Annotated in this window: 15 protein-coding genes and 1 pseudogene; 8 read left to right on the top strand and 8 right to left on the bottom strand. The window is 69.1% G+C overall.

The genetic code is table 11. The annotated features are described in order from the left end of the window. Positions 1-235: 235 nt before the first annotated feature. Positions 236-4,537 carry a HAMP domain-containing protein gene (locus ACFU5O_RS21015; RefSeq protein ID WP_384242553.1) on the top strand — a complete coding sequence of 1,434 codons (4,302 nt, stop codon included), beginning with the start codon at positions 236-238 and terminating at the stop codon, positions 4,535-4,537. 247 nt (positions 4,538-4,784) lie between these two features. Further along, on the top strand, positions 4,785-7,172 hold the full coding sequence (locus ACFU5O_RS21010) for a SpoIIE family protein phosphatase (RefSeq protein WP_384242795.1): 2,388 nt from the start codon (positions 4,785-4,787) through the stop codon (positions 7,170-7,172). 243 nt (positions 7,173-7,415) lie between these two features. Here the strand turns inward: ACFU5O_RS21010 and ACFU5O_RS21005 are convergent, their stop codons facing one another. The 3 genes from ACFU5O_RS21005 to ACFU5O_RS20995 form a co-directional block, all read right to left on the bottom strand. Beyond that, positions 7,416-8,069, bottom strand: a complete 654-nt coding sequence (locus tag ACFU5O_RS21005) for a hypothetical protein (protein ID WP_384242551.1) — start codon at positions 8,067-8,069, stop codon at positions 7,416-7,418. A 369-nt stretch (positions 8,070-8,438) separates the two neighbouring features. Then, positions 8,439-9,908: an MFS transporter gene (locus ACFU5O_RS21000; RefSeq protein ID WP_384242548.1), complete on the bottom strand. Its 1,470-nt coding sequence runs from the start codon at positions 9,906-9,908 to the stop codon at positions 8,439-8,441. A 151-nt stretch (positions 9,909-10,059) separates the two neighbouring features. Further along, the gene (locus ACFU5O_RS20995; protein ID WP_384242547.1) at positions 10,060-10,185 is read right to left on the bottom strand and encodes a hypothetical protein; all 126 of its coding nucleotides are present in this window, start codon (positions 10,183-10,185) and stop codon (positions 10,060-10,062) included. A gap of 57 nt (positions 10,186-10,242) precedes the next feature. Here ACFU5O_RS20995 and ACFU5O_RS20990 point away from each other — a divergent pair, with 57 nt between their 5' ends. Then, a complete protein-coding gene (locus tag ACFU5O_RS20990; RefSeq protein WP_384242545.1) occupies positions 10,243-10,659 on the top strand; it encodes a MarR family winged helix-turn-helix transcriptional regulator in 417 nt (138 codons plus the stop codon). 481 nt (positions 10,660-11,140) lie between these two features. After that, positions 11,141-11,941, top strand: coding sequence for a DUF3152 domain-containing protein (locus tag ACFU5O_RS20985; RefSeq protein ID WP_384242543.1), 801 nt, complete (start codon positions 11,141-11,143; stop codon positions 11,939-11,941). Between the two features lie 86 nt (positions 11,942-12,027). Here the strand turns inward: ACFU5O_RS20985 and ACFU5O_RS20980 are convergent, their stop codons facing one another. After that, positions 12,028-13,065: a hypothetical protein gene (locus ACFU5O_RS20980; protein WP_384242540.1), complete on the bottom strand. Its 1,038-nt coding sequence runs from the start codon at positions 13,063-13,065 to the stop codon at positions 12,028-12,030. A gap of 365 nt (positions 13,066-13,430) precedes the next feature. Between ACFU5O_RS20980 and ACFU5O_RS20975 the strand changes: the two genes are divergently transcribed. After that, positions 13,431-14,120, top strand: coding sequence for a TetR/AcrR family transcriptional regulator (locus tag ACFU5O_RS20975; RefSeq protein WP_384242538.1), 690 nt, complete (start codon positions 13,431-13,433; stop codon positions 14,118-14,120). A 197-nt stretch (positions 14,121-14,317) separates the two neighbouring features. Further along, a complete protein-coding gene (locus ACFU5O_RS20970; RefSeq protein WP_384242537.1) occupies positions 14,318-14,836 on the top strand; it encodes a DUF6328 family protein in 519 nt (172 codons plus the stop codon). A gap of 131 nt (positions 14,837-14,967) precedes the next feature. Here the strand turns inward: ACFU5O_RS20970 and ACFU5O_RS20965 are convergent, their stop codons facing one another. From ACFU5O_RS20965 to ACFU5O_RS20955, 3 genes are all read right to left on the bottom strand, one after another. Next, positions 14,968-15,417 (bottom strand): SsgA family sporulation/cell division regulator, encoded by a 450-nt coding sequence (locus tag ACFU5O_RS20965; RefSeq protein WP_384242535.1) that lies wholly within the window; start codon positions 15,415-15,417, stop codon positions 14,968-14,970. Positions 15,418-15,603: 186 nt separating this feature from the next. Next, positions 15,604-16,101 (bottom strand): YbaK/EbsC family protein, encoded by a 498-nt coding sequence (locus ACFU5O_RS20960; protein WP_384242533.1) that lies wholly within the window; start codon positions 16,099-16,101, stop codon positions 15,604-15,606. After that, complete coding sequence (locus ACFU5O_RS20955) at positions 16,071-16,997, bottom strand: DMT family transporter (protein WP_384242531.1); 927 nt, start codon at positions 16,995-16,997, stop codon at positions 16,071-16,073. The genes ACFU5O_RS20960 and ACFU5O_RS20955 overlap by 31 nt, the downstream gene beginning before the upstream one ends. An 80-nt stretch (positions 16,998-17,077) precedes the next feature. Here ACFU5O_RS20955 and ACFU5O_RS20950 point away from each other — a divergent pair, with 80 nt between their 5' ends. Next, positions 17,078-18,025, top strand: a complete 948-nt coding sequence (locus tag ACFU5O_RS20950) for a LysR family transcriptional regulator (RefSeq protein WP_384242528.1) — start codon at positions 17,078-17,080, stop codon at positions 18,023-18,025. Positions 18,026-18,209: 184 nt separating this feature from the next. Here ACFU5O_RS20950 and ACFU5O_RS20945 read toward each other — a convergent pair. Next, a pseudogene (locus tag ACFU5O_RS20945) lies at positions 18,210-18,620 on the bottom strand (SDR family NAD(P)-dependent oxidoreductase); the annotation flags it as partial. A gap of 700 nt (positions 18,621-19,320) precedes the next feature. On the opposite strand from ACFU5O_RS20945, the gene ACFU5O_RS20940 reads away from it, so the two are divergent. After that, positions 19,321-21,045 carry a fatty acyl-AMP ligase gene (locus tag ACFU5O_RS20940; protein WP_384242526.1) on the top strand — a complete coding sequence of 575 codons (1,725 nt, stop codon included), beginning with the start codon at positions 19,321-19,323 and terminating at the stop codon, positions 21,043-21,045. The last annotated feature ends 49 nt before the right edge of the window (positions 21,046-21,094 follow it).

Here is a 21,094-nt window from a genome sequence, read left to right as displayed (position 1 = left end):
AAGCGGCCAGGGCGCAACGATGATCGAAGCCCGCAGCGTTCCCATGCTGGTGTCCGGCCCGCCTCGCGTCCGTTTCCCTCCGGGAGCCGCGCCGGGGTACGCTGCCTCGAATCTTGCCGTACGACAACTGTCGTGCCGAGGTGGTGAGACGTCGAGGGGGGCGGCCCGTGTCGTGGGCCGTGACGGTGTCCCGTCCTCCGGCGGGATGCCTGACCGAGCGTAATGAGGATTGGTCATGGCTGAGACGACGGTCGAGAACGTGCGTCCGGTGCCGCGGTCACGCGCCCGCGGTGCGGGCAAGGTCGGGGAGCCGGAGCTGCGACAGCTTCTGGCCGGTCTCACAGCGGTGCGCGACGGTGACTTCGGCACACGTCTCCCGGACGAGGCGGACGGTCTGCTCGGTGAGATCGCCACCGTGTTCAACGGCATGGTCGATCAGCTGTCCCTGTTCACCTCGGAGGTGACCCGGGTCGCCCGCGAGGTCGGCACCGAAGGAACCCTGGGAGGACAGGCCGATGTTCCGGGCGTCTCCGGCACCTGGGCCGACCTGACCGACTCGGTCAACGCGATGGCGGGCAACCTCACCACTCAGGTCCGCGACATCGCCCACGTGGCCACCGCGGTCGCGAAGGGCGATCTGTCGCAGAAGATCGACGTGGACGCCCGTGGGGAGATCCTCGAGCTGAAGAACACCATCAACACGATGGTCGATCAGCTTTCGTCGTTCGCCGACGAGGTGACCCGCATGGCCCGGGAGGTCGGTACCGAAGGCATCCTCGGCGGTCAGGCCGACGTCAAGGGCGTCTCCGGCACCTGGCGGGACCTGACCGACTCGGTGAACTTCATGGCGGGCAATCTGACGGCCCAGGTGCGCTCCATCGCCCAGGTCGCCACCGCGGTCGCGAAGGGCGATCTGTCGCAGAAGATCGACGTTGACGCCCGTGGGGAGATCCTGGAGCTGAAGGAGACCATCAACACGATGGTCGACCAGCTCTCCTCCTTCGCGGCCGAGGTCACCCGTGTCGCCCGTGAGGTCGGTACGGAAGGGCGCCTCGGCGGCCAGGCCGACGTCAAGGGCATCTCCGGCACGTGGAAGGACCTCACCGAGTCCGTCAATGTCATGGGCGACAACCTGACGGCCCAGGTGCGCTCCATCGCCCAGGTCACGACGGCCGTTGCCCAGGGTGATCTGTCGCAGAAGATCCGGGTGGACGCCCGCGGGGAGATTCTGGAGCTGAAGGAGACCATCAACACGATGGTCGACCAGCTGTCCGCGTTCGCCGACGAGGTCACGCGCGTCGCCCGTGAGGTCGGCACCGAGGGCAACCTCGGTGGCCAGGCCACGGTGCGCGGCGCCTCCGGTACATGGAAGGACCTCACCGACAACGTCAATGTGATGGCCTCCAACCTGACCGGCCAGGTGCGCTCCATCGCCCAGGTGGCCACGGCCGTGGCGCGCGGTGACCTGTCACGGAAGATCACGGTCGAGGCCAAGGGCGAGGTCGCCGCCCTCGCCGAGGTGATCAACACGATGGTGGACACCCTGTCGGCGTTCGCCGACGAGGTGACCCGCGTGGCCCGCGAGGTCGGCACGGAGGGCCGGCTCGGCGGACAGGCCCGGGTGCCGAACGTCGCCGGCACCTGGAAGGACCTCACCGACAATGTCAACTCCATGGCGAACAACCTGACCGGCCAGGTCCGCAACATCGCCCTGGTCACCACCGCGGTCGCCAACGGAGACCTGTCCAAGAAGATCGACGTCGACGCCCGGGGCGAGATCCTCGAGCTGAAGACGACCATCAACACGATGGTCGACCAGCTCTCCTCCTTCGCGGCCGAGGTCACCCGTGTCGCCCGTGAGGTCGGCAGCGAGGGGCGGCTCGGCGGCCAGGCCGAGGTCGAAGGCGTCTCCGGCACCTGGAAGCGCCTCACGGAGAACGTCAATGAGCTCGCCGGCAATCTCACCCGCCAGGTGCGGGCCATCGCCGAGGTCGCCAGCGCCGTCGCTGAGGGTGACCTGACGCGGTCGATCACCGTCGACGCCTCCGGCGAGGTCGCCGAACTCAAGGACAACATCAACGCGATGGTGGGCTCCCTGCGCGAGACGACGCGGGCCAACCAGGAGCAGGACTGGCTGAAGTCCAGCCTCGCCCTGATCTCCGGGCTGATGCAGGGGCATCGTGACCTGGCCGTGGTCGCCGAGCTCGTCATGGACGAACTCACCCCCCTGGTCTCCGCCCAGTACGGCGCCTTCTACCTCGCGGAGGAGGTTCCGACCGGCACCGAGCTCCGGCTCGTCGGCTCCTACGGGCGGCCCACCGACAGCGCAGGACACGACCGCTTCAAGCTCGGGGAGTCCCTCGTCGGTCAGGCGGCTCGCAGCCGCCGCACCATCGCCGCCGAGGGCGTACCCGCCGACTACGTCACCATCTCCTCCGGGCTCGGCCGGGCGACCCCGGGCAGCCTGATCGTGCTGCCGATCGTCGTCGACGACCAGGTCCTCGGCGTCATCGAACTGGCCTCCTTCACCGCTTTCACACCCGTCCACCGGGACTTCCTCGAACAGCTCATGGAAACCGTGGGCGTCAACGTCAACACCATCGTCGCCAACGCCCGCACCGACGAGCTCCTCGGCGAATCCCAGCGGCTCGCCGGTGAGCTCCAGTCGCGCTCAGAGGAACTGCAGGTCCAGCAGGAGGAACTGCAGCGATCCAATGCGGAACTCGAGGAGAAGGCCGCCCTGCTCGCGTCCCAGAACAGCGACATCGAGGCCAAGAACCTGGAGATCGAGCAGGCGCGTCAGGAACTCGAGGACCGAGCGCAGCAGCTCTCCCTCGCGTCCAAGTACAAGTCGGAGTTCCTCGCCAACATGAGCCACGAGCTGCGGACCCCGCTCAACAGTCTGCTGATTCTCGCCCAGTTGCTCGCCCAGAACCCGACCCGCAACCTCACCGCGAAGCAGGTCGAATACGCGGGCATCATCCACTCGGCCGGCTCCGACCTGCTGCAGCTCATCAACGACATCCTCGACCTGTCGAAGGTCGAGGCCGGCAAGATGGACATCAACCCCGAGCGCGTCGTACTGCGGCAGCTGCTCGACTATGTCGAGGCCACGTTCAGGCCCATGACCACGCAGAAGAGCCTCGACTTCACCATCACCAGGGCACCCGGTGTGCCGGTGGACCTGCTCACCGACGACTCCCGGCTGCGGCAGGTCCTGAGGAACCTGATCTCCAACGCCGTCAAGTTCACCGAACGGGGGAGCGTGGAGCTGCGCATCGAGTCGGCATCCGCCGCCGAGCTGCCGGCCCCGGTCCATCGTGGCGGTGCCGTCGTGGCGTTCCGGGTCAAGGACACGGGCATCGGCATCGCCGAGCAGCAGCTCGAAGCGATCTTCGGCGCCTTTCAGCAGGCGGACGGCACCACCAGCCGCAAGTACGGCGGCACGGGACTCGGCCTGTCCATCAGCCGTGAGATCGCACATCTGCTCGGCGGCGCGCTCACCGCCGTGAGCACACCCGGTCAGGGCAGTACGTTCACGCTGTACCTGCCCGTCGCGCGCGCCGACTTCCGGGAACAGAGCCTGGACGGACCGGCCACGTCGGCCGAGGACGGCGGGACCGCCGAGGACTCCGACGGGCAGCGTGGCATCGCCGCCACGGCTCCCCGCCTGCGAAAGCCGCGCAGACTCCTCGTGATCGAGGAGCGACCGCGCGGGCTGCTGTCCCTGGTCGCCGAGAGCGCGGTGGCCGAACTCTCGGGCGGGCACGACTCCGCCGATCGCGACGACATCGAGATCATCGCGGCGGTGGGACCGCAGGAAGCCGCCAGTGCGCTTGCCGCGCAGCCTTTCCACTGTGTGGTGCTCGAACTCGACATGGCCAACAGCGAGGCCCTGCGCTTCCTCGACGCCATGGACGGCGATACCGCTCTGCGCAACGTTCCCGTACTGGCACACAACAACCGCCGCCTCGACGCGGCGCACGAGCGAACCCTGCAGTCGCGCGCCCAGGAGCGGCCGATGGAACTGCTTTCCAGCCTGGACGAACTGCGCGAGCGGATCGCGCTGCACCTGTCGGCCGAGCAGCCGGGCGATGTCGTTCCCCTGGTGCGCGCCGAGGAGCCCCGCCCCCACGCTCCGCAGACGGTGGACAACGGCGTGCACGGCCGCACCGTCCTCGTCGTCGACGACGATGCCCGTAACCTCTACGCCCTCAGCGGCATCCTGGAGCTGCACGGCATCCAGGTCCTGCACGCGGAGAACGGCCGCAAGGGCATCGAAGCACTCGCCGAACACACGGACATCGACCTGATCCTGATGGACGTGATGATGCCCGAGATGGACGGCTACGCGGCAACCGCGGAGATCCGCCAGATGCCCGCACACGTGGACCTGCCCATCATCGCTGTGACCGCGAAGGCCATGCCAGGGGACCGGGAGAAGAGTCTCGCCTCCGGGGCCAGCGACTATGTCACCAAGCCCGTGGATGCCGACGACCTCATCGCCTGCGTCCGCCGCTGGCTCAACGACCGATAGGTGACACTGTCATCGCCGAGTCCCAGGTACATGTCCATCCCACGGCAAGCAGCCACTTCACCGAGGAGTCAGCGCGTTGAGTGCTCCTGAGCACAACGGAGACCGCGACGGCGACGACTCGCCGGTGGCGTCCGACTCCGGGCACGACCTGTTCGTGGAATCGGAGCCCCGCACCGCCGATGCCGCCGCGCAACTGCCTGCCATGTCGTCGCCGGACAACCTCATGACGGCGGAGGGCACATATCTGATGTCCTCTCATGTGCTCGGGACCGCACCTGAAGGGGCACGCTCCGGCCAGACCTCGAGCGTCGGTCGCCTGGCGGCCACCGTCGAACGGCTCCGAGGGGAGGTGCGGGCGGCGCACGCCGCTGCCGACGGCCGTGCCCTGGTCGAACTGGCCAAAGGCATCATGATCGAGCGGCTCAGCTGCGGCCCGGCACAGGCGGCCCGGCAGCTGGCCGAACTCGCCGACCAGGCCGGCGTGTCCCAGCTGGAACTGGCCGCGGACATCATCAATCAGGCCGCACGCGACCAAGTGGCCGAAGCCGCCGACGACTTCCTCAAACGGGCGAGCGGCGAACCGGAGCACGAGGAAGAGCCCGGTGCGTCCGTCGCCGTGCGACTGCGCACAGCGGAATGCGCCGCGCTGGCCGCCGGCGACACACAGGCTGTCGCCGAGTCTCTGCTCGAACACGCCCTGGCCCCGCTGGGAGCCACGGCCGTTGCCGTGTGGGCCGCCGGCTCGGACGCCTCCCTCACCTTGTGCGGCCACGCCGGATTCAGCGCCGACGAGGCCGGACGATGGCGGTACGTACCGCCCGGTGTGGCGACCGTGGCCCGAGGCGCCCTCAGCGAGCGCTGCACCTCACGGATCACCTCCCTCGCCGAGGTCGGCACTCCCTCCATCGGACACAGCCAGATGCCGGACGGCGGCCGCGTCGCACTGCCCGCGGGTACGGGCGGCCGGATACACGGCGTTCTCGAGATCTGCTGGCCCGGGCCACTCACTCCGCAGTCGCCCGCAGTCGTCCGACAGCTCGAAGCGCTGGCCGAGCTGTGCGGCCACACGCTCGAGAACCCGCCCGCCTCCGGCGTGCTCCTGCCGGCAGCGCTGGAACTGGCTGATGTCTCCGAACTGGTCGACCTCTCCGAGGGGCTGTACGACCCCGCGCTGGTCCTCACACCGCACTTCGATCCGGAAGGCCATGTCACCGACTTCCGTATCCGCCACGCCAACAGCAGCTTTCTCGACCCGGCGGGACGGGCCCGCAGCGCCGTCAACGGAGCGCTGCTGCTGGAGGCGTACCCCATGGCCGCCGGTGACAGTGATCTGTTCGAGAAGGTCGAGCACGTCTACGCCACCGGGGAACCCTTCCGCGCCCGGCGGATGACGCTCACCGCACTCGTCGACCAGGTGCCGCTCGCCTCCGTGGCCGATCTCAGCATCAGCCGGCACGGCGGCAGCGTCCTGCTCATCTGGCGCATCGAGGACGAGACCGCACGGCTCGCCAGCCTGCTCCAGCACGCGCAGCGCCTCGGCCGCATCGGCGGCTTCGAGGAGAACCTCGTCACGGGCGAGATCACCTGGAACGGACAGCTCTTCGCCCTGTACGGGCGTGCGGTCACCGATCACCCGGTGTCCCTCCAGGATCTCGCCGGCCACGCGCACCCGGACGACACCGTCGCCATCGGCCGCTTCCTCCAGGCGGTGCTCCACCACCGGCGTCCCACCGCGACGGCCTTCCGCCTGCAACGCCCCGACGGCGTCACCCGCCACATGCGGGTCATCGCCGAACCCGTCCTCGACGCCGACGACCGGCTCCTCTCGGTGCGCGGCGCCTACCAGGACATCTCCTCCCAGCACTGGACCGAGGTGGCGCTGGCCGCCACCCGTGACCAACTCGCGCACACCGAACAGGAATCGGCCGAGCGCAACCGCCTCGCGCTGCAACTCCAGCACGCAATCATGCCGCCCGCGCCGGGAACCGTGGACGCCCCCGGACTCCAGGTCGCCGTACGCTACCGGCCGGCGGAGTCCGAGTCCCTGGTAGGCGGCGACTGGTACGACGCCGTCGTCCTGCCGTCCAAACGCATCCTGCTGTGTGTCGGAGACGTGGCCGGCCACGGGATCGAGGCGGCGACCGGCATGGTGGTCCTGCGCAACGCGATGCGCGGTCTCGCCGTCACCGGCGCAGGCCCCGGCCAGCTGCTGTCCTGGCTGAACCTCGTGGCCCACCATCTCACCCAACAGGTGACGGCCACCGCCGTCTGCGGACTGTACGACCCGGAGACCCGCATCCTGCGCTGGGCCAGGGCCGGGCACCTGCCTCCGGTGCTCGTGCGGGGGAGCGAGGCCCGGGCCCTTCCCCTGCTGGGCGGGCTGCTCCTCGGCGCTCTCGCGGAGGCCCAGTTCCAGGAGGACGAAGTCCGGCTCGAGCCGGACGACACGCTGCTGATGTACACCGACGGCCTGGTCGAACGCAGGGACACGGCCGTGCACGAATCCCTCACCCAACTGCTCGCCACCGCTCAGGCCCCGGCAACCACCCTGGAACGCCGGCTCGACCGTCTGCTGACGCACAGCAAGTCGGACACCGACGACGACACCTGCCTCATCGGCATTCAGGTGTGCTGACCAGGTGTCCTGACCGCCGTCGGGCGAGCGGGGCGCCTGCGTCCGCCGTCCGCCCGGAGCGGGCGCCACGGCGCGGCGGTCCGGATCTTGCCGGGCAGAACTGCGCCCGGCCCCCGGGGCCGGGCGCGGGCATGCGCGGCAGCGCGGACTGCCTTACGCGTCCACAGGCCGACCACCCGCCTGGTGCAACTGCCGAAGCTCCACCGCGAGGGTGCGCGACGGGGCTTGGCTGCACGCGTCCCGTCAGCAGTCCTCGTCGAACTTCACCGCACTGATCGTCACCGGCTGTCCGTCGAGCTTCGCTCCCGCAGCCGGACTCACCGAGCAGACCTGCCAGTTCGACTCGACCAGGATGTGCCGGTCCTGTCCGCTGACGTCCTTCGTCGTGATGCTGGTGTTCGAAGGCAGTGCCTTGCGGGCGACCCTGACGCTCTTCCCGACAAGATTCGGCATGGTGCCCTTGGCTTCGGGCTGTTCGCCCTCGTCCCTCGCGGGGCAGTTCTCTTCCAGCTTCACGGTTCCGAAGTCGATGCGCGTGTCTGTCGGGTGCGTTCCGGGCGCCGGCTTCTGTGAGCAGACCTTCCAGTTCCTGTCGAAGGCCTGCATGCGGCCACGGCCGAGGGCGTCGTGCGATGCGAGAGCGTAGAAGCCGGCCGATTGAGCCTCGTCCTGGGCGGACTGGAGGCCCTTGCCAACGACATTCGGCAGTACGGCGGACTCGTCGGCCTGGCGGGTGGACGGCGCGGTTGCGGATGTGGGCTTCGCGGCTCCGTCGTCCGGGGCGGTGGGCGCCGAGGCAGCCGGCTTGGAACTGGTGCTGCCCGGCTCGCAGGCGGTGAGCAGGGCCAGGAGCGCGGTCGTGGCGGTGATCGTGACGATGGCGGTGCGGTTGCGCACGAGCCCCCCTCTTGCTGTTGGTGCTGGTAAGCATCATGCGCGACCCGAACGTTGTGTGTCGACGGCGTGACAGATCTGTGACCTGGTTGCCTTGGGCAGCTGATGTTCTCGGCGGGCGCGGCACAGAGCTCGCAGCCGCGTTGTGGCGCCGACAGCCTGCGGGGGTCGGCGAAGAGGCGGTACAGAGGCGTGGGGGAGCACGCCTTGGTGTGGAGGCGACTACGTGCTTTGTGCCTCTCACGGCGAGCGGTGTGCGCTGCAAGGTCGCCCGTTCGCCGGGGGAGGCAGGTAGGCCGCCCGGAGTCACGGCCTTCGGTCATGGCAGCACGCGTTGGGCGGCGGCTCCGAGGCGTTCCTGCGTGTTGTGCGTCAGTGTGGGGGAGCGGGGTGATCACCGGCGCCGACAGGGGTCGGTGGTTGCGAACGCCCCGGCGGGTTCGGAGCCGAGGAGACGGTCTTCGGCGCACCGGCGGATCCGGCCCGAGGCCGGGACGGAGTTGTCAGGCGGAGGACCACGGGGACGGCGGCGGCCACCAGGCAGGCGGCCGCGGTGATCAGGAACGTGAGTCTGTACGCGTCCGCACCGGGCAGACCGACGCCGGGAATCGTGTCGTTCGTCAGTACGGCGCTGAGGACCGCGGTTCCCGTCGCGCCGCCGACCGTGCGCAGGACGGCGTTGATCCCGTTGGCGCTGCCGCTGTGGGCAGGGGGCACCTCGGAGTTGATGAAGGCCGGCATGGCGGCGAACGCCAGACCGACGCCGAGGCCGAATACTGCCGAGGCCGCCAGGACATCGGCTTCGCGGGCGTGCTGGAGGAACAGATACGTCATGGACAGTGACGCGAGCACACCGCCGAGCACCAACGGCGTCCGAGGTCCGCGACGAGCGAGGACGGCGGCGCCGACCGGGGCTGCGATCAGGCTCCCGGCGGCGGACGGGAGGAGAAGGAGGCCCGCGCTCAGCACACTTGCGCCGAAACCGTAGCCGACCGGCGCCGGGGTCTGCACGAAGTTGCTGATGACCATGAAGGATCCGTACATCCCGAACCCGATGAGGACGCCCGCCGCATTCGAGACGGCGACACCCGGCCTGGACATCATGGCCAGGTCGACCAAGGGATGGGCGACACGGCGCTCGACGGCCACCCAGACCCCTGCCAGAAGCACGGCCGCGACGAAGAGCCCGACGGTCGGGGCGGACGTCCAGCCCCAGCCGTTGCCCTGGCTGATGGCGATGAGGAGGGACGACAGCCATGCGGCGAGGAGGACGGCGCCCACGGGATCCGCGCCGCCTGTGCGATCCCGTGGGGGATCGCTGGGAACGAGGGCGATCACTGCGGCGACAGCGAGGAGCCCCAGGGCCAGGCCGACCCAGAAGATGGACTCGTAGGACCACAGCTGAAGCAGGAGGCCGGTGAGAACGAGGCCGAGACCACTGCCGACACCCAACGCCGCGCTGATCAGGGCTACGCCTCCGGCAGCGCGTGCACCCGGCACTGCGTCACGCACGACACCGATGGCAAGCGGCAGGACACCGCCCGCGGTTCCCTGCAGAACACGGGCGAGGATCAGCAACGGGAGGGAATGGGTGGCGACGGCAAGGGCCGAGCCCGCCACCAGGCCCCCGAGCGCGACCAGCAGGACGGGCTTGCGCCCTCGTGTGTCTCCGACGCGGCCGAGCACGGGAGTGAGGACGGCTGCCGAGAGCAGGTTCGCGGTCACCAGCCAGGCTATCTCCGCACCTGTGACGTCGAATTCCCGTGCCAGTGACGGCAGGATGGGAACGACCGAGGTCTGGATCATGGAGAAGGCGAGCATGGCCAGCAGCAGTGCAGGCATGACTGACAGGTTGCCGGTCTGACGATGGGCGATTGACGTGGACGTCGGCATGAGCAGTTGCGCTCCATGAGTGTGGGGCGGGTCGGCGTTCCGTGGACCTCAGAGATGAGCTGTCGGTGGGGATCGCCACCCGGTCGCGGGTCGGCGCAGGTCAGAGAGCGGTGAGGAAGTCGGCGATGCTCTCGGCGACCTGACCGGCGGCCTCGAGCTGCGGGGGGTGGGCGGCGTGGGTGCACTGCCGGGGAGCGTGACCGTTGCCGACCGAAATAGTGGTCAAGCACCATCATTATTGTCAACCATGGTGGCTTGTGACTAGTTCGTCTAGGCTGTGGTCATGACGCCCGCAGACGACCTGTCCGCCGAGGTGATCGCCCTCTTCGCGAAGATCACCGACCGCTACAGCCGCGAGTACGAGACCGCCGCCGCCCATCACGGCCTCACGCCCCACCAGGTCAAGGCGCTGCTGGCGCTCGACGAAGCCATGCCCATGCGGCGTGTGGCCGAGCTCCTGGGTGCAGACCCTTCAAATGTGACGGGCATCGTGGACCGGCTGCAGACCCGCGGTCTGGTCGAACGCCTTCCGGACCCCGCCGACCGGCGGGTCAAGCTCATCGTCACCACCGATGCCGGCAAAGCCGCCGCGGAGGACCTGCGTGACCGCCTTCGCTTCGCGACCGACCCCCTGGCCGCTCTTGACCTGGGCCAGCGGCACAGCCTGCGGGATCTCCTCCAGCTGATGGCCGACTCGTAGAGCACCGTCGGTCGGCGCGGAGCACAGCGGGGCCAACGCTCTCCGGCGTGGCCGGGCAGGCCGTCCTGGTGGGGGCGCGCGGTGACACCGGGCGTGCGCCGGGTCGGCCGACGGTGGCGTTGTGGACGGTGACGTTGTGCGTACCCGTCTCCGGCCCGTAGTTCCGTTGTGTCAGCGGCAAATGCGGAAATACCGTCTGCCGCGGCTCGACGGGTCGGTGGTCATCGTTCGGTCGTATTCCGGGCCAGGTCCTGTCACATGGCGGATGCAGCATCGACGACCATGACCGCGCACCATGCGATGCACCCCGAAGCCCGATCCCGCTCTCGGAGCGGTCCTGCGCACGTCGAAGAGCGTGGGAGATTCGCGGTGGTCCACTCCTCACCAGACGCTCCGGTGGGCCGGGGAGCGTGTTGTGGGTAAGCGTGCTGCTGCTTCCGGAAGGCGCAGAAAGGGCCGTCACGGGGTCCGTCGCCACGGCATGGCCACCCGGATCGCCCTCAGCGGGGCCCTCGTGAGCTGTGGTCTCGGTGGGGCTGCCCTTGAGCGCTGGTACGCCGCCGAACCTGCGTCGGAGTCGGCGGCCCGGGCCGTACAGCCGTCCGTGACCCCGGAAGCGACCTCGTCCCGCACTGATGGTTCGACACCTGGCAAGCGCCGCACAGCTCCGTCGGCCGTGCCGAAGAAGCCCTCGGAGCCGGCGAAGCCGCCCGGGGTCCCCACCGCAGGCCCTGGGACCTTCACCACGGCGCAGGCGTCCGGCAGCCCGGTCGGTTCCGGCCCGCTGCATCGCTACCGTGTACAGGTCGAGGACGGCATCGAGATCTCCGCCGAGGCCGCCGCTCGGGAGATCCAGAAGATCCTCGCGCACCAGCGCAGTTGGGGCGCACACGGTCGCGGATCCTTCCAACTGGTCACCTCCGACGCCGACTTCGTCATCAAGATCGCCACGCCTGCCACCGCCGACCGGCTGTGTCTCGCGCAGGGCTTCGACACCGGTGGCGAGCTGAACTGCGAGACGCTCGAAGGTGTCGTGGTGAATCTGCGCCGCTGGCTGCTGGGTTCGCCGCAGTTCGACGGGGCGCCGGCGCAGTACCGGCACCTGATCATCAACCATGAGGTCGGACATGAGATCGGCGTCCGCGCGCACATGGGCTGCCCGGGCCGAGGGCAGCTCGCCCCGGTGATGATGCAGCAGATCAAGGGGCTGAACGGGTGCCTGTCCAACGCCTGGCCGTACGACAAGAACGGAACGTACATCACGGGCCCGACGGTGGGATGAGGTGCGGACCGCAAGAGGGGACAGCATCAGCCGTTCGACCGTCCCTGTACCGGGAGCAACGCCCGACCGCCGATCAAGAAGCGCTCTCAATCCGGGGGGTTGTGCTCCTGGTCCCAGAGGATGACATCCAGAGCGTAGGGGGAGATTTGGTGCTTGTCGTGTGTGGCGTCTTCAAGGACGTCCCAATGGCCTTCGCCTGCAAGGGCTACCCGATGGCTGACGACAGGTGCATAGCTACGGTGTGAGACACTCCAGAAGCAGCAGCGATCGAAACGGTTGAGAATCTGGAGCTGGCCACCACGCCGGGGGCCGATCGCGCCCATGGCGTAGAGATCCAGGAGGCCGGCATGCGCATAGAAGCCGGGTGCGGTCAGCGCTTCCTGCTCATAGTCACCCTGTGAACCCAGCGACGCTGTATGCAGGAAAGCGGGCAGCGATCCAGCTGTTGGGTAGCTGCGGGTGATCCGGGGATCGATCGCCGAGTATGCCGTAGTCGTCCATCCTCCGCCCGAGAGGCCGACCATGCTGATCGAGCGGGGTCGCAGCGTTGCCTGGACGTAGTTGACCGCCACGGCGAGCGGCTCCAGCCAGTACGTCAGCGGCGTGAAGGTGGGCGACTCGTAGGCGGCCAGACGGTTGTGCGCGGCCACGCCTCGCCCGAGGTCCAGATAGGTTGACGGATCGCCTACGGTCTGAATTCTCTGCGTGTTCCAGCCCACGAACGGCATGTCGCAGCACAGGACGATGTAGCCGACGTCCAGTAGTGCCTGAACGGGCGGCAGGCGCACGACAGGGTCTTCCCCGTGGCCGGTGTGGTGGATACCGAGTCGGCGGATCGGCGGGGTCCTGGGATGGACCAGGTACATGGTCGCTCCGACTCCGTACCGCATGGGAACGCTCAGGCGGGTAACCAGTGACACCCCGGTCAGACCGGCCAGCTCGGCCGGCATACCGACGCCCTGCTCGACGGCCGGCATGGTGGCGGGCAGACCGCGCCCCTTCCACAGGTATCGGATGATGTGGGCTCGTCGCGATTCGACGTCGTCCATCGTGTGGATGGAGATGTGTTTCTCGACGTCGACCTCGACCACTTGCGTCGGCAGTGCCCTGTATTCGATGGGCATCCTTTCGGCCAGTTTCTGATTGACCGGCGCCACCGGTCTGGGGGCCGGACGGATCCTTGCGGGTCTTCTCCCTGCCGGATCGCCGGCCGACGTTCCACCGTCCCGTGGCCTGACCGCTGCGCCTACTGCCGCTGCGCCGCCGTTCACGAGCAGGTTGCGCCTGTCCAGATGTGTCACAAGGCACCTCCGTGATCGCTTGGGGCAAGGATGAGGACCCGGAATAGGGCATCGACAACTACGGCGTCCTTCTTGAGGTGAAGGTCCGAGTACCGTGCATCGCCGCTTCACCGATCGGTCCGCGGCCCGGGTGTGGGCCGAGCCGCACCGGGTGGTCTCGGATCTGTCGGGTGCGAACGGCGAACCGAATGGGACCCGGTGCGCCGGCGACCCGGTCTGCACGCCGATGCTGCGACGGCGCGGCCCGGCGGCCGGACGGCGCGGGTGGGCCAGGCCGTCTGGACGCGACCATCGCTGAGCTCGGTGAGGTCGGTTATGCGGCGCTGCGGATCGATGCGGTGGCCGAGCGTGCGGGCGTGAACAAGACCACGATCTACCGGCGCTGGGGTGACAAGGCGGCTCTGGTGGCCACCGCGTTCATCGAGCGGCAGAGCGAGATCGCGCCGCCGCCGGACACCGGAGACCTGCGCGAGGACCTCATGGTGCACGTCGGGGAGATCCGCGAGGTACTGCACACTCCCTGGATCACGGCGCTCGTCCGGGAGGTCGGGCCGCGCAACTCCGAGAATAACGACGTGCGCGAGGTACTCGACAAGATCTGGCCCGAGCGCTTCCGGCTCTCACGAACGATCTTCGTTCGGGCCGTGGAGCGAGGTGATCTGCCGGCCGACGCCGATCCCGACTTCCTCCTGGAGGCGCTCTCCGGCCCGCTGTACTTCCGCTGGCTCATGCTCGGCCGCCCGCTCGGCGACGACTTCCTCGAAAAGACGGTGGATCTGGTGCTCAACGGCGCGCGCGCCGGACTCCCGGCTTCTGGACGCGGGAACGGAGCCCCTTCGGAAGCCGAGGAAGCGACCACGCCAGTCCCGCCGGCCTGAAGTCGCAGCCACGTGCAAAAGGCACTGTCTCGCAGCAGTTGAAGGAAGAGACGGGGAGGCCGGGCTTCGGCCGTGTCGACTCGGCGGCGCCCGTCTTCCCACGCACCAACGCCGTCGGAAATCCCTGCGCTGTCCTGGGCGACAGGCGCCCGTTCGGGGGTATACGCGTGCGGAACCAGTGAGATGGAGGAGTCGCCATGACGACGAGAGCGGAAGCCCTGGACAGTGGGCAGCGGGACGGCCGGGGCGAGAGCGAGGAGGAGCGGGCGGACCGGCGGTGGCAAGAGCTCGTGCAGGAGATCCGGGTCACGCAGACGGGTGTGCAGATTCTGCTCGGCTTCCTGCTGACCGTAGTGTTCACACCCCACTTCCAGCAGCTGGACCAGACCGACAAGACCATCTACATAGTGACGGTCATCCTCGGTTCCCTGGCCACCGGAGCCCTTATCGGACCGGTTGCGTTCCACCGCATCGTCTCCGGACGCCGCATGAAGCCGCAGGCCGTCGTCTGGGCATCACGGCTCACGTTCACCGGCATCGTGCTCCTGCTGGCCACTCTGACCTCCGCGTTGATCCTGATCCTGCGGGCCGCGACACATGACGGCTTCGTCCCCTATCTCGTGGCCGGAGTCCTGGCCTGGTACCTGCTCTGCTGGTTCGCGCTGCCGCTCTGGGCCCGCGTCCGTTACACCTCCTCCGACATCAGCGACACGTAGGAGCCAACGAGGCCCGGGCAACGTGCCAAGGCCAAGCAGAGTTGGTGGGGCCCGGTGCTGCCGCAGAAACTGACCAAGCCGACGCGGTGCCGGGCCACGCGTTCACCGACCGCGACCGCGGATCCGAACCATCAGTGGTCCGTCAGCAGACGCTGAGTCAGCGTGTCCCAGTTGATTCGATCCGACTCCGATCCGGACGGGACGATGAGACAGGTCTGCTGCAGCCAGGCCCGCAGCCCGGTGCGGTCGGTCTCGAACAGGGCGCAGGCGTGGGCGGGGCCGATCCGGATGTGGACGCGGTTGTCGCCGTCCGCACGGACCGGCCAGATACGCACGTCACACATTCCGGACGGCGCCTGTGTTCCGGCGATGAGCTGATCGCGGGACAGGTCCCAGGTGACCGACTTGTGGGCTGCCGGCCGGAAGGTGACCTGCACGGTGTACGGGTCGTCCGGATCGTACGAGAAGGTCGTGCGGACTGGGACGCTGATGCCCGGAGTCTGTATGTGCCGGACGGGTGCCTCCCAGCAGAGCCTCCCGTCGGCGGACTGGCCCGACGTGGAACGAGACCGATCGGGCATGCGCAGCACTCCTCTGACGACGGCCGGGCCTTGCGCCTCAGCACACGGACATCCGGGTGACCGCAATCGCGGCCGCGAAACGCCGCCTTGTGCCCCGGACGCCTCCTGAACTCCCGCAGGGGTCTCCGTCCGGCAGCGGCTCAGGTCACGGACGCCGAGGTGTCACGCCGACGACCTTGCGGCGTGTCATTCCGAGCCACCACTGGCGATGCGTTCGACGCGTGGCCGGGCGAGCCTGGCGTAGTCGGCGCCGGAGACGGCCAGCGAGCGGTCGAGGCGGGCGGCGTTGAAGTAGAGGCGCGGACGTGCGACGACGTCCGGGTCCGCGACGAGTTCGAGGCCGGGGTCGAAACTGAAGGGCAGGACGGTGCCAGGGACGGCATGGGCCAGTCGCTCGGCGGTGGCTGCGTCGCAGAACCCGACGTAGCGGGCGGCGAACAAAGTGCGGATCGCGCCGAGGTCCACCCGTCGGTCTCCCGGGACGACGGCGAGCACGTGGCGAGTGACGCGTCGGTCGACCTTGACCATCAGGATGATGCACTTCGCCGCTTCCGACGCGGAGTGCCCGCGTAGTGCACTGACCGTCTCCGTGGTGCCCTCCGGTTCATGGTCGATGAGCTCGTACGGGGTCGCGGTGCTGTCGAGCAGGCCGATCAGGCGCTGGTAGGTGCCGTGGTCCGGCATGGGGTCTCCTCATTCCTGATGGTGCGATGGGCACGTTCCACGGCCTGTCCCCAGTACGTTCCGGCCACCATGAGTGCCGCACCGAGGGCGGCGAGGACGGTGAACCCTTCGCCGCCGAGACCGATGCCGACCGCCACGGCCCACACCGGTTCGGTGCCCAGCAGCAGACTGGCCCGGCTGGCAGAGCTCTGCTGCACGGCCCAGGTCTGGGCGAGGAAGGCGAACACACTGCAGAACAGGGCGAGATAAACGAGCTGGGCCCAGACGGTGGCATCGATCTGCCCCAGCTCCGGCACGCCGCTGGCGGCGGGCACCACGAACAGCGCAGAGCCGACCACCGTCTGGACAGCCGTGAGCTGCAGCGGACGCACAGCGCGGCGGGCCGTGAGCCGACCTACGAGCGCGACGTGTGCCGCGCGCACCACCGCGGCGGCGAGCATCAGCAGGTCGCCGATCCGGGGAGTGTGGAAGCCGCTGCCGGACATGAGAAGTCCGACGGCCAGGAGGCACACCCCCGTTGCGGCGAAGAAACGCGTAGGGAGCGGGCCGTTGCCGGCCGTGCGGTCCAGCAGCGGGGTGAGCACGATCGTGAGGCTGATGATGAGGCCGGCGTTGGCCGCGCTGGTGTGCGCGACGCCGTACGTCTCCAGTACCAGCACAGCCGCCTGCGTGACCCCGAGCAACGCCCCGACGCGGACCTCGTCCCGTGTGCAGCGGCCTTGGCGGCGTTGGGCGGCGACGAGACCGAGGCAGGCGATCGCGGAGAGCACGTACCGAGCGAACAGCACCAGCAGAACCGGGAGGGCGTAGGTGGCCGTCTTCGCGGCCAGGTAACTGGAGCCCCAGACGACGGCGACAAGGAGGAGGACCGCGTCAGTGCGGCGGGCTTGGAACACGCCCCTACGCTGCACGATCGTGACTCTGAAGCCAAGAGCGAGCTTCTTCATGATCCCTTAAGCATCACTACACTGGCAGAGTGAACGAGCGACAGTTGCGGATCTTGCGGGAGCTGGGCGAGCTGGGAAGTGTCACTGCGGTCGCCGAGGCGCTGCTGATGACTCCGTCGGCGATCTCGCAACAGCTGCGGCTGTTGCAACGCTCCATTCCTGTCCCCCTCACCGAACGCGACGGACGGCGGCTGGTGCTGACCGACGCGGGTCAGGCCCTGGCCGGCGCGGCGCTCGAGGTGGAGATCGCGCTGGCCAGGGCGCGGCACACCGTCGACGAGTTCGTCGACCGGCCGGACGGAGAGGTGTCGCTGGCGGCCTTCCACAGCGCCGCCGCGGCATTCTTCCCGCTTCTGCTGCGGGGGCAGGCGGGTCCTGGGCGCCCGCGGCTCGCGCTCGCCGACGAGGACGTCGAGCAGGACCACTTCCCCCGGCTGACCCGGGACTACGACCTCGTACTCGCCCACCATCTGGACCACGCGGGTCCGTGGCCGCGCTCTGTCACAGCCACCACGCTGCTGCGTGAACCGCTCGACATCGCCATGCCGGCCGACCACCCGTTGGCCTCAAGACGACGCCTCACTCCGCGGGACGTCGCGGATCAGCCGTGGATCACCGTTCATGACGGCTTCCCGTTGATGGCCACCATCCACGCCATCGCGACTGCCGCCGGCCGACGGCTCGAGATCGTCCATCGCATCAACGAATTCACGGTGGTTGCCGAAGCGGTCGCTGCCGGGGGCGGCCTGGCCCTGATGCCCCGCTGGACCACGCGTCGGCATCCCGCGTTGGTCCTCAGACCTCTCAGCGGCGTCCACGCCCGACGTCACATCGATGTGCTCCATCGCCCCGAACGCCTCGCGCGAAGAGCCGTACGCACGGTGCTCACCGAACTGCACCGTGCAGCCGCGACGATCCGGAGCCAGGACACCGACGCGGCTTCCGGCGCAACGGCGAGCCCGGCCGCCAAGACCTGACACCGGACCGGGGCTCGATCCGGCCACTCGGCGCACCTGCCCCGCGAGACGCGGCGGGTGGCGCCGTCGGACAGGACGGGCTTGCGGCGACTCCGACTCCCACCTGACTGATCCCACGGCCCGGCCCGGACCGGCGCGGCCCGGTCCGGTCCCGGACCGGACCCCGGTGACGGCGGGCAGCGGGCGAGCCCAGGCCGCTGCCGACGTTGACGACGACATGGGCGTCACTCGCCTCCAGGAGTGGCAAGAAGGCGTACGTGACGCGCACGACGCCCAAGACGTTGGTGTCGTACGTGGTCCGCATTTCGGCCCCGGTGACCTCGCCGACCGCCTTGCCCGCGCCCGCGATCCCGGCATTGTTGACCAGGACGTCGAGGCGTCCGGCTTCCTCGCGGACGCATGCGGCGGCGGCCTTGACCGAGTCGTCGTCGGTGACGTCGATCTGGACGAAGCGTGCGCCGTGCCGCTGGGCAGCCTCTCGGCCTCGGTGGACATCGCGTGCCCCGACGTAGACGATGTGCCCGGCCTCGATCAGGCGGCGGGCCGTCTCGTAACCGAGCCCTTTGTTCGCTCCGGTGAACAGCGTGGTGGACATGCCTTCCCTCCGGGGTGATCGGCACATCGGTGATACGCCCACCCTCGACCGCCCGCGGACGAACAGGCTGTACCCGCCTTTGCCTATGGACCGGCAGTACCGCGGGTGGCGCGATCGGACAGACCCGACGGCGGTTCTCTCCACGAGCCCGCTCGGCGAGCCGGCTCGCCGAAAACGGCTGTATCGGCGACCGCAGTTGATCCGACGCTACGCGACCGGAGAGCATCGCAGCCCGGCAGTCGGACCGAAGTCGGCTGCTGAAACCATCTTCTGAAGACGCCTCAGCATTGGCTGCCGCCAACCGCACAACTGGGCCACCGACGAGAAACTCACACGCTCGCTGATCGCATAAGAGCACCCAAGGCATCGGAACCGGTCACCGGACACCCGCGTCCTCGCGAGTGAGCGGCACCGCTCTCCAGCGGGGCGTCTTACCGTCCAACTCCGTTGGACATCCAGGGTTTACATCCGCTCCGCCTGTCGGGCCGGTGGGACTTGCTATGGTGCTACTCATTGGTAGTAAATCGAATGGGGGGCACGAGGAGTCGGCGGACACATCGCCGCAACTCCTTGGGCGGGCGGTCGAGACGGACGCCCTGGCAAGGGGGCCAGGTCGGCCACGGCTTCTGCGCGTACGTAGGACGCGGCCCTCGGACTTCGGTTTCCTCGCCCACTTATCCGGACAGGTGAGACTCGTCACATGGCTCGTTCCCTGGTCGACTTCCTGACCACGCACGCCTCACAACACCCCGACCGGACCGCCTACCGCTATCTCGTCACGGGGGACTGCGACGGCGAGATCCGGGACATCTCGTACGGGCGCCTGGCCGGCCGGTCCCGGGCCGTCGCCGCCTGGCTGCAGGAACGTGGACTGGCCGGCTCCCGCGCCATGCTGCTCTACCCGCCCGGCCTCGAGTTCATCTGCGGCTACCTGGGCTGTCTGTCGGCCGGGGTCGTCGCCGTGCCCGGCGTGCCCCCGCAGGGACGGTCGCAGAACCACCGCGCCCTGACCCGGATGAAGCGCCTGATCGCCGACGCGGACGCCAAGGTGATCCTGGGCGGCCGTGAGGTGATCGCCGCCCTGGGCGCCATGGCGGAACATCTGCCCGAACTGGCCGAGATCACCTGCGTCGCCACCGAGGACATCCCCGACGACGCGGCCGGCTCCTGGCGCGAACCCGACCTCGCCGCCGACTCGGTCGCCTTCCTCCAGTACACCTCCGGTTCCACCTCCGCCCCGCGTGGCGTGATGGTGACCCACGGGAACCTGCTGGACAACGAGCGGGTCATCACGGAGCGCATGGGCCACACGCCGGAGACGATCGCGGAGTACGACCACGAACTGTTCGTCAGCTGGCTGCCCGTCTACCACGACATGGGCCTCATCGGCCCGGTCCTGAACACGGTCTACCTCGGCGTGACCGCCACGCTCTTCTCCCCGCTGCACTTCCTGCAGAAGCCCGGGCGCTGGCTGACCGCCCTCAGCCGCTACCGCCCGCACACCAGCGGCGGCCCCAACTTCGCGTACGAGCTGTGCCTGAAGCACGCCACTCCCGACCTCCTCGACGGCCTCGATCTGAGCCGTTGGAAGGTCGCCTTCAACGGCGCAGAACCGGTGCGCGCGGCCACGGTGCGCCGGTTCACCGAGACCTTCGGCGCGGCCGGCTTCCGCCGTGAGGCCCTCTACCCGTGCTACGGCCTGGCAGAGGCCACGCTCATGGTCACCGGCAGCTCCGTGGAGGCCCCGCCCACCCTGGTCGAGGCCGCCGCGACCGGTCCGCACGCAGGTGCGGAGGATGCGGCGGCGGTCGGCTCCGGCCGGCCGGGCCCCGGCATGACGGTGGTGATCGCCGACCCCGAGCTGCAGGAGGAGCTGCCGGACGGCGAGGTCGGCGAGATCTGGGTCGGCGGCGCGAGCGTCGCCAAGGGCTACTGGCGCAACACCCTCGCCACGCGCGAGACCTTCCGGGCCGCTCTGAAGGGCCGCGAGGGCCGCTTCCTTCGGACCGGCGACCTCGGATTCCTGCGTGACGGCGAGCTTTTCGTCACCGGCCGCCTCAAGGACCTCATGGTCATCGACGGGCGTAACCACTATCCGCAGGACCTGGAGCTGTCCGCCGAGATGTCTCACTGGGCGCTGCGACCCGGCTGCACGGCCGCGTTCTCCGTGGACGGCGGAGCCGAGGGCGAGCAGCCCGTCATCGTCGCCGAGACCGACCCGGAGGCGGCGGGCGAGTCCGAGAAGATCACCGACCTGATCCGCAGCGCGATCGGCGAGGCCCACGGCTTGTCGGTGCGCGACGTCGTGCTGGTCCACCCCGGCACCATCCCCAAGACGTCCAGCGGAAAGATCCAGCGCGGCGCTTCACGGACGGCGTACCTCAACGGCGCGCTCTCCGTGGTCGAGACGCCCGCCATGGGCTGAATTCAGCCGCCGCCGGCACGCCCGTGCGCCGCCGACAGCTGCACATCGG

The organism is Streptomyces sp. NPDC057445, assembly GCF_042802855.1.
Taxonomy (GTDB): domain Bacteria; phylum Actinomycetota; class Actinomycetes; order Streptomycetales; family Streptomycetaceae; genus Streptomyces.
The sequence above is the reverse complement of the archived record's forward strand: the minus strand, read 5'-3'. Positions and strand labels throughout refer to the sequence as shown.

Coding starts and splice junctions, on each gene's coding strand:
- ACFU5O_RS20980 (WP_384242540.1), bottom strand. CDS start 13,065: ATGCCCATCGAATACAGGGCACTGCCGACGCAAGTGGTCGAGGTCGAC.
- ACFU5O_RS21000 (WP_384242548.1), bottom strand. CDS start 9,908: ATGCCTGCACTGCTGCTGGCCATGCTCGCCTTCTCCATGATCCAGACC.
- ACFU5O_RS21015 (WP_384242553.1), top strand. CDS start 236: ATGGCTGAGACGACGGTCGAGAACGTGCGTCCGGTGCCGCGGTCACGC.
- ACFU5O_RS20970 (WP_384242537.1), top strand. CDS start 14,318: ATGACGACGAGAGCGGAAGCCCTGGACAGTGGGCAGCGGGACGGCCGG.
- ACFU5O_RS20965 (WP_384242535.1), bottom strand. CDS start 15,417: ATGCCCGATCGGTCTCGTTCCACGTCGGGCCAGTCCGCCGACGGGAGG.
- ACFU5O_RS20960 (WP_384242533.1), bottom strand. CDS start 16,101: ATGCCGGACCACGGCACCTACCAGCGCCTGATCGGCCTGCTCGACAGC.
- ACFU5O_RS20990 (WP_384242545.1), top strand. CDS start 10,243: ATGACGCCCGCAGACGACCTGTCCGCCGAGGTGATCGCCCTCTTCGCG.
- ACFU5O_RS20940 (WP_384242526.1), top strand. CDS start 19,321: ATGGCTCGTTCCCTGGTCGACTTCCTGACCACGCACGCCTCACAACAC.
- ACFU5O_RS20985 (WP_384242543.1), top strand. CDS start 11,141: ATGGCCACCCGGATCGCCCTCAGCGGGGCCCTCGTGAGCTGTGGTCTC.
- ACFU5O_RS20975 (WP_384242538.1), top strand. CDS start 13,431: ATGGGACCCGGTGCGCCGGCGACCCGGTCTGCACGCCGATGCTGCGAC.
- ACFU5O_RS21010 (WP_384242795.1), top strand. CDS start 4,785: ATGTCCTCTCATGTGCTCGGGACCGCACCTGAAGGGGCACGCTCCGGC.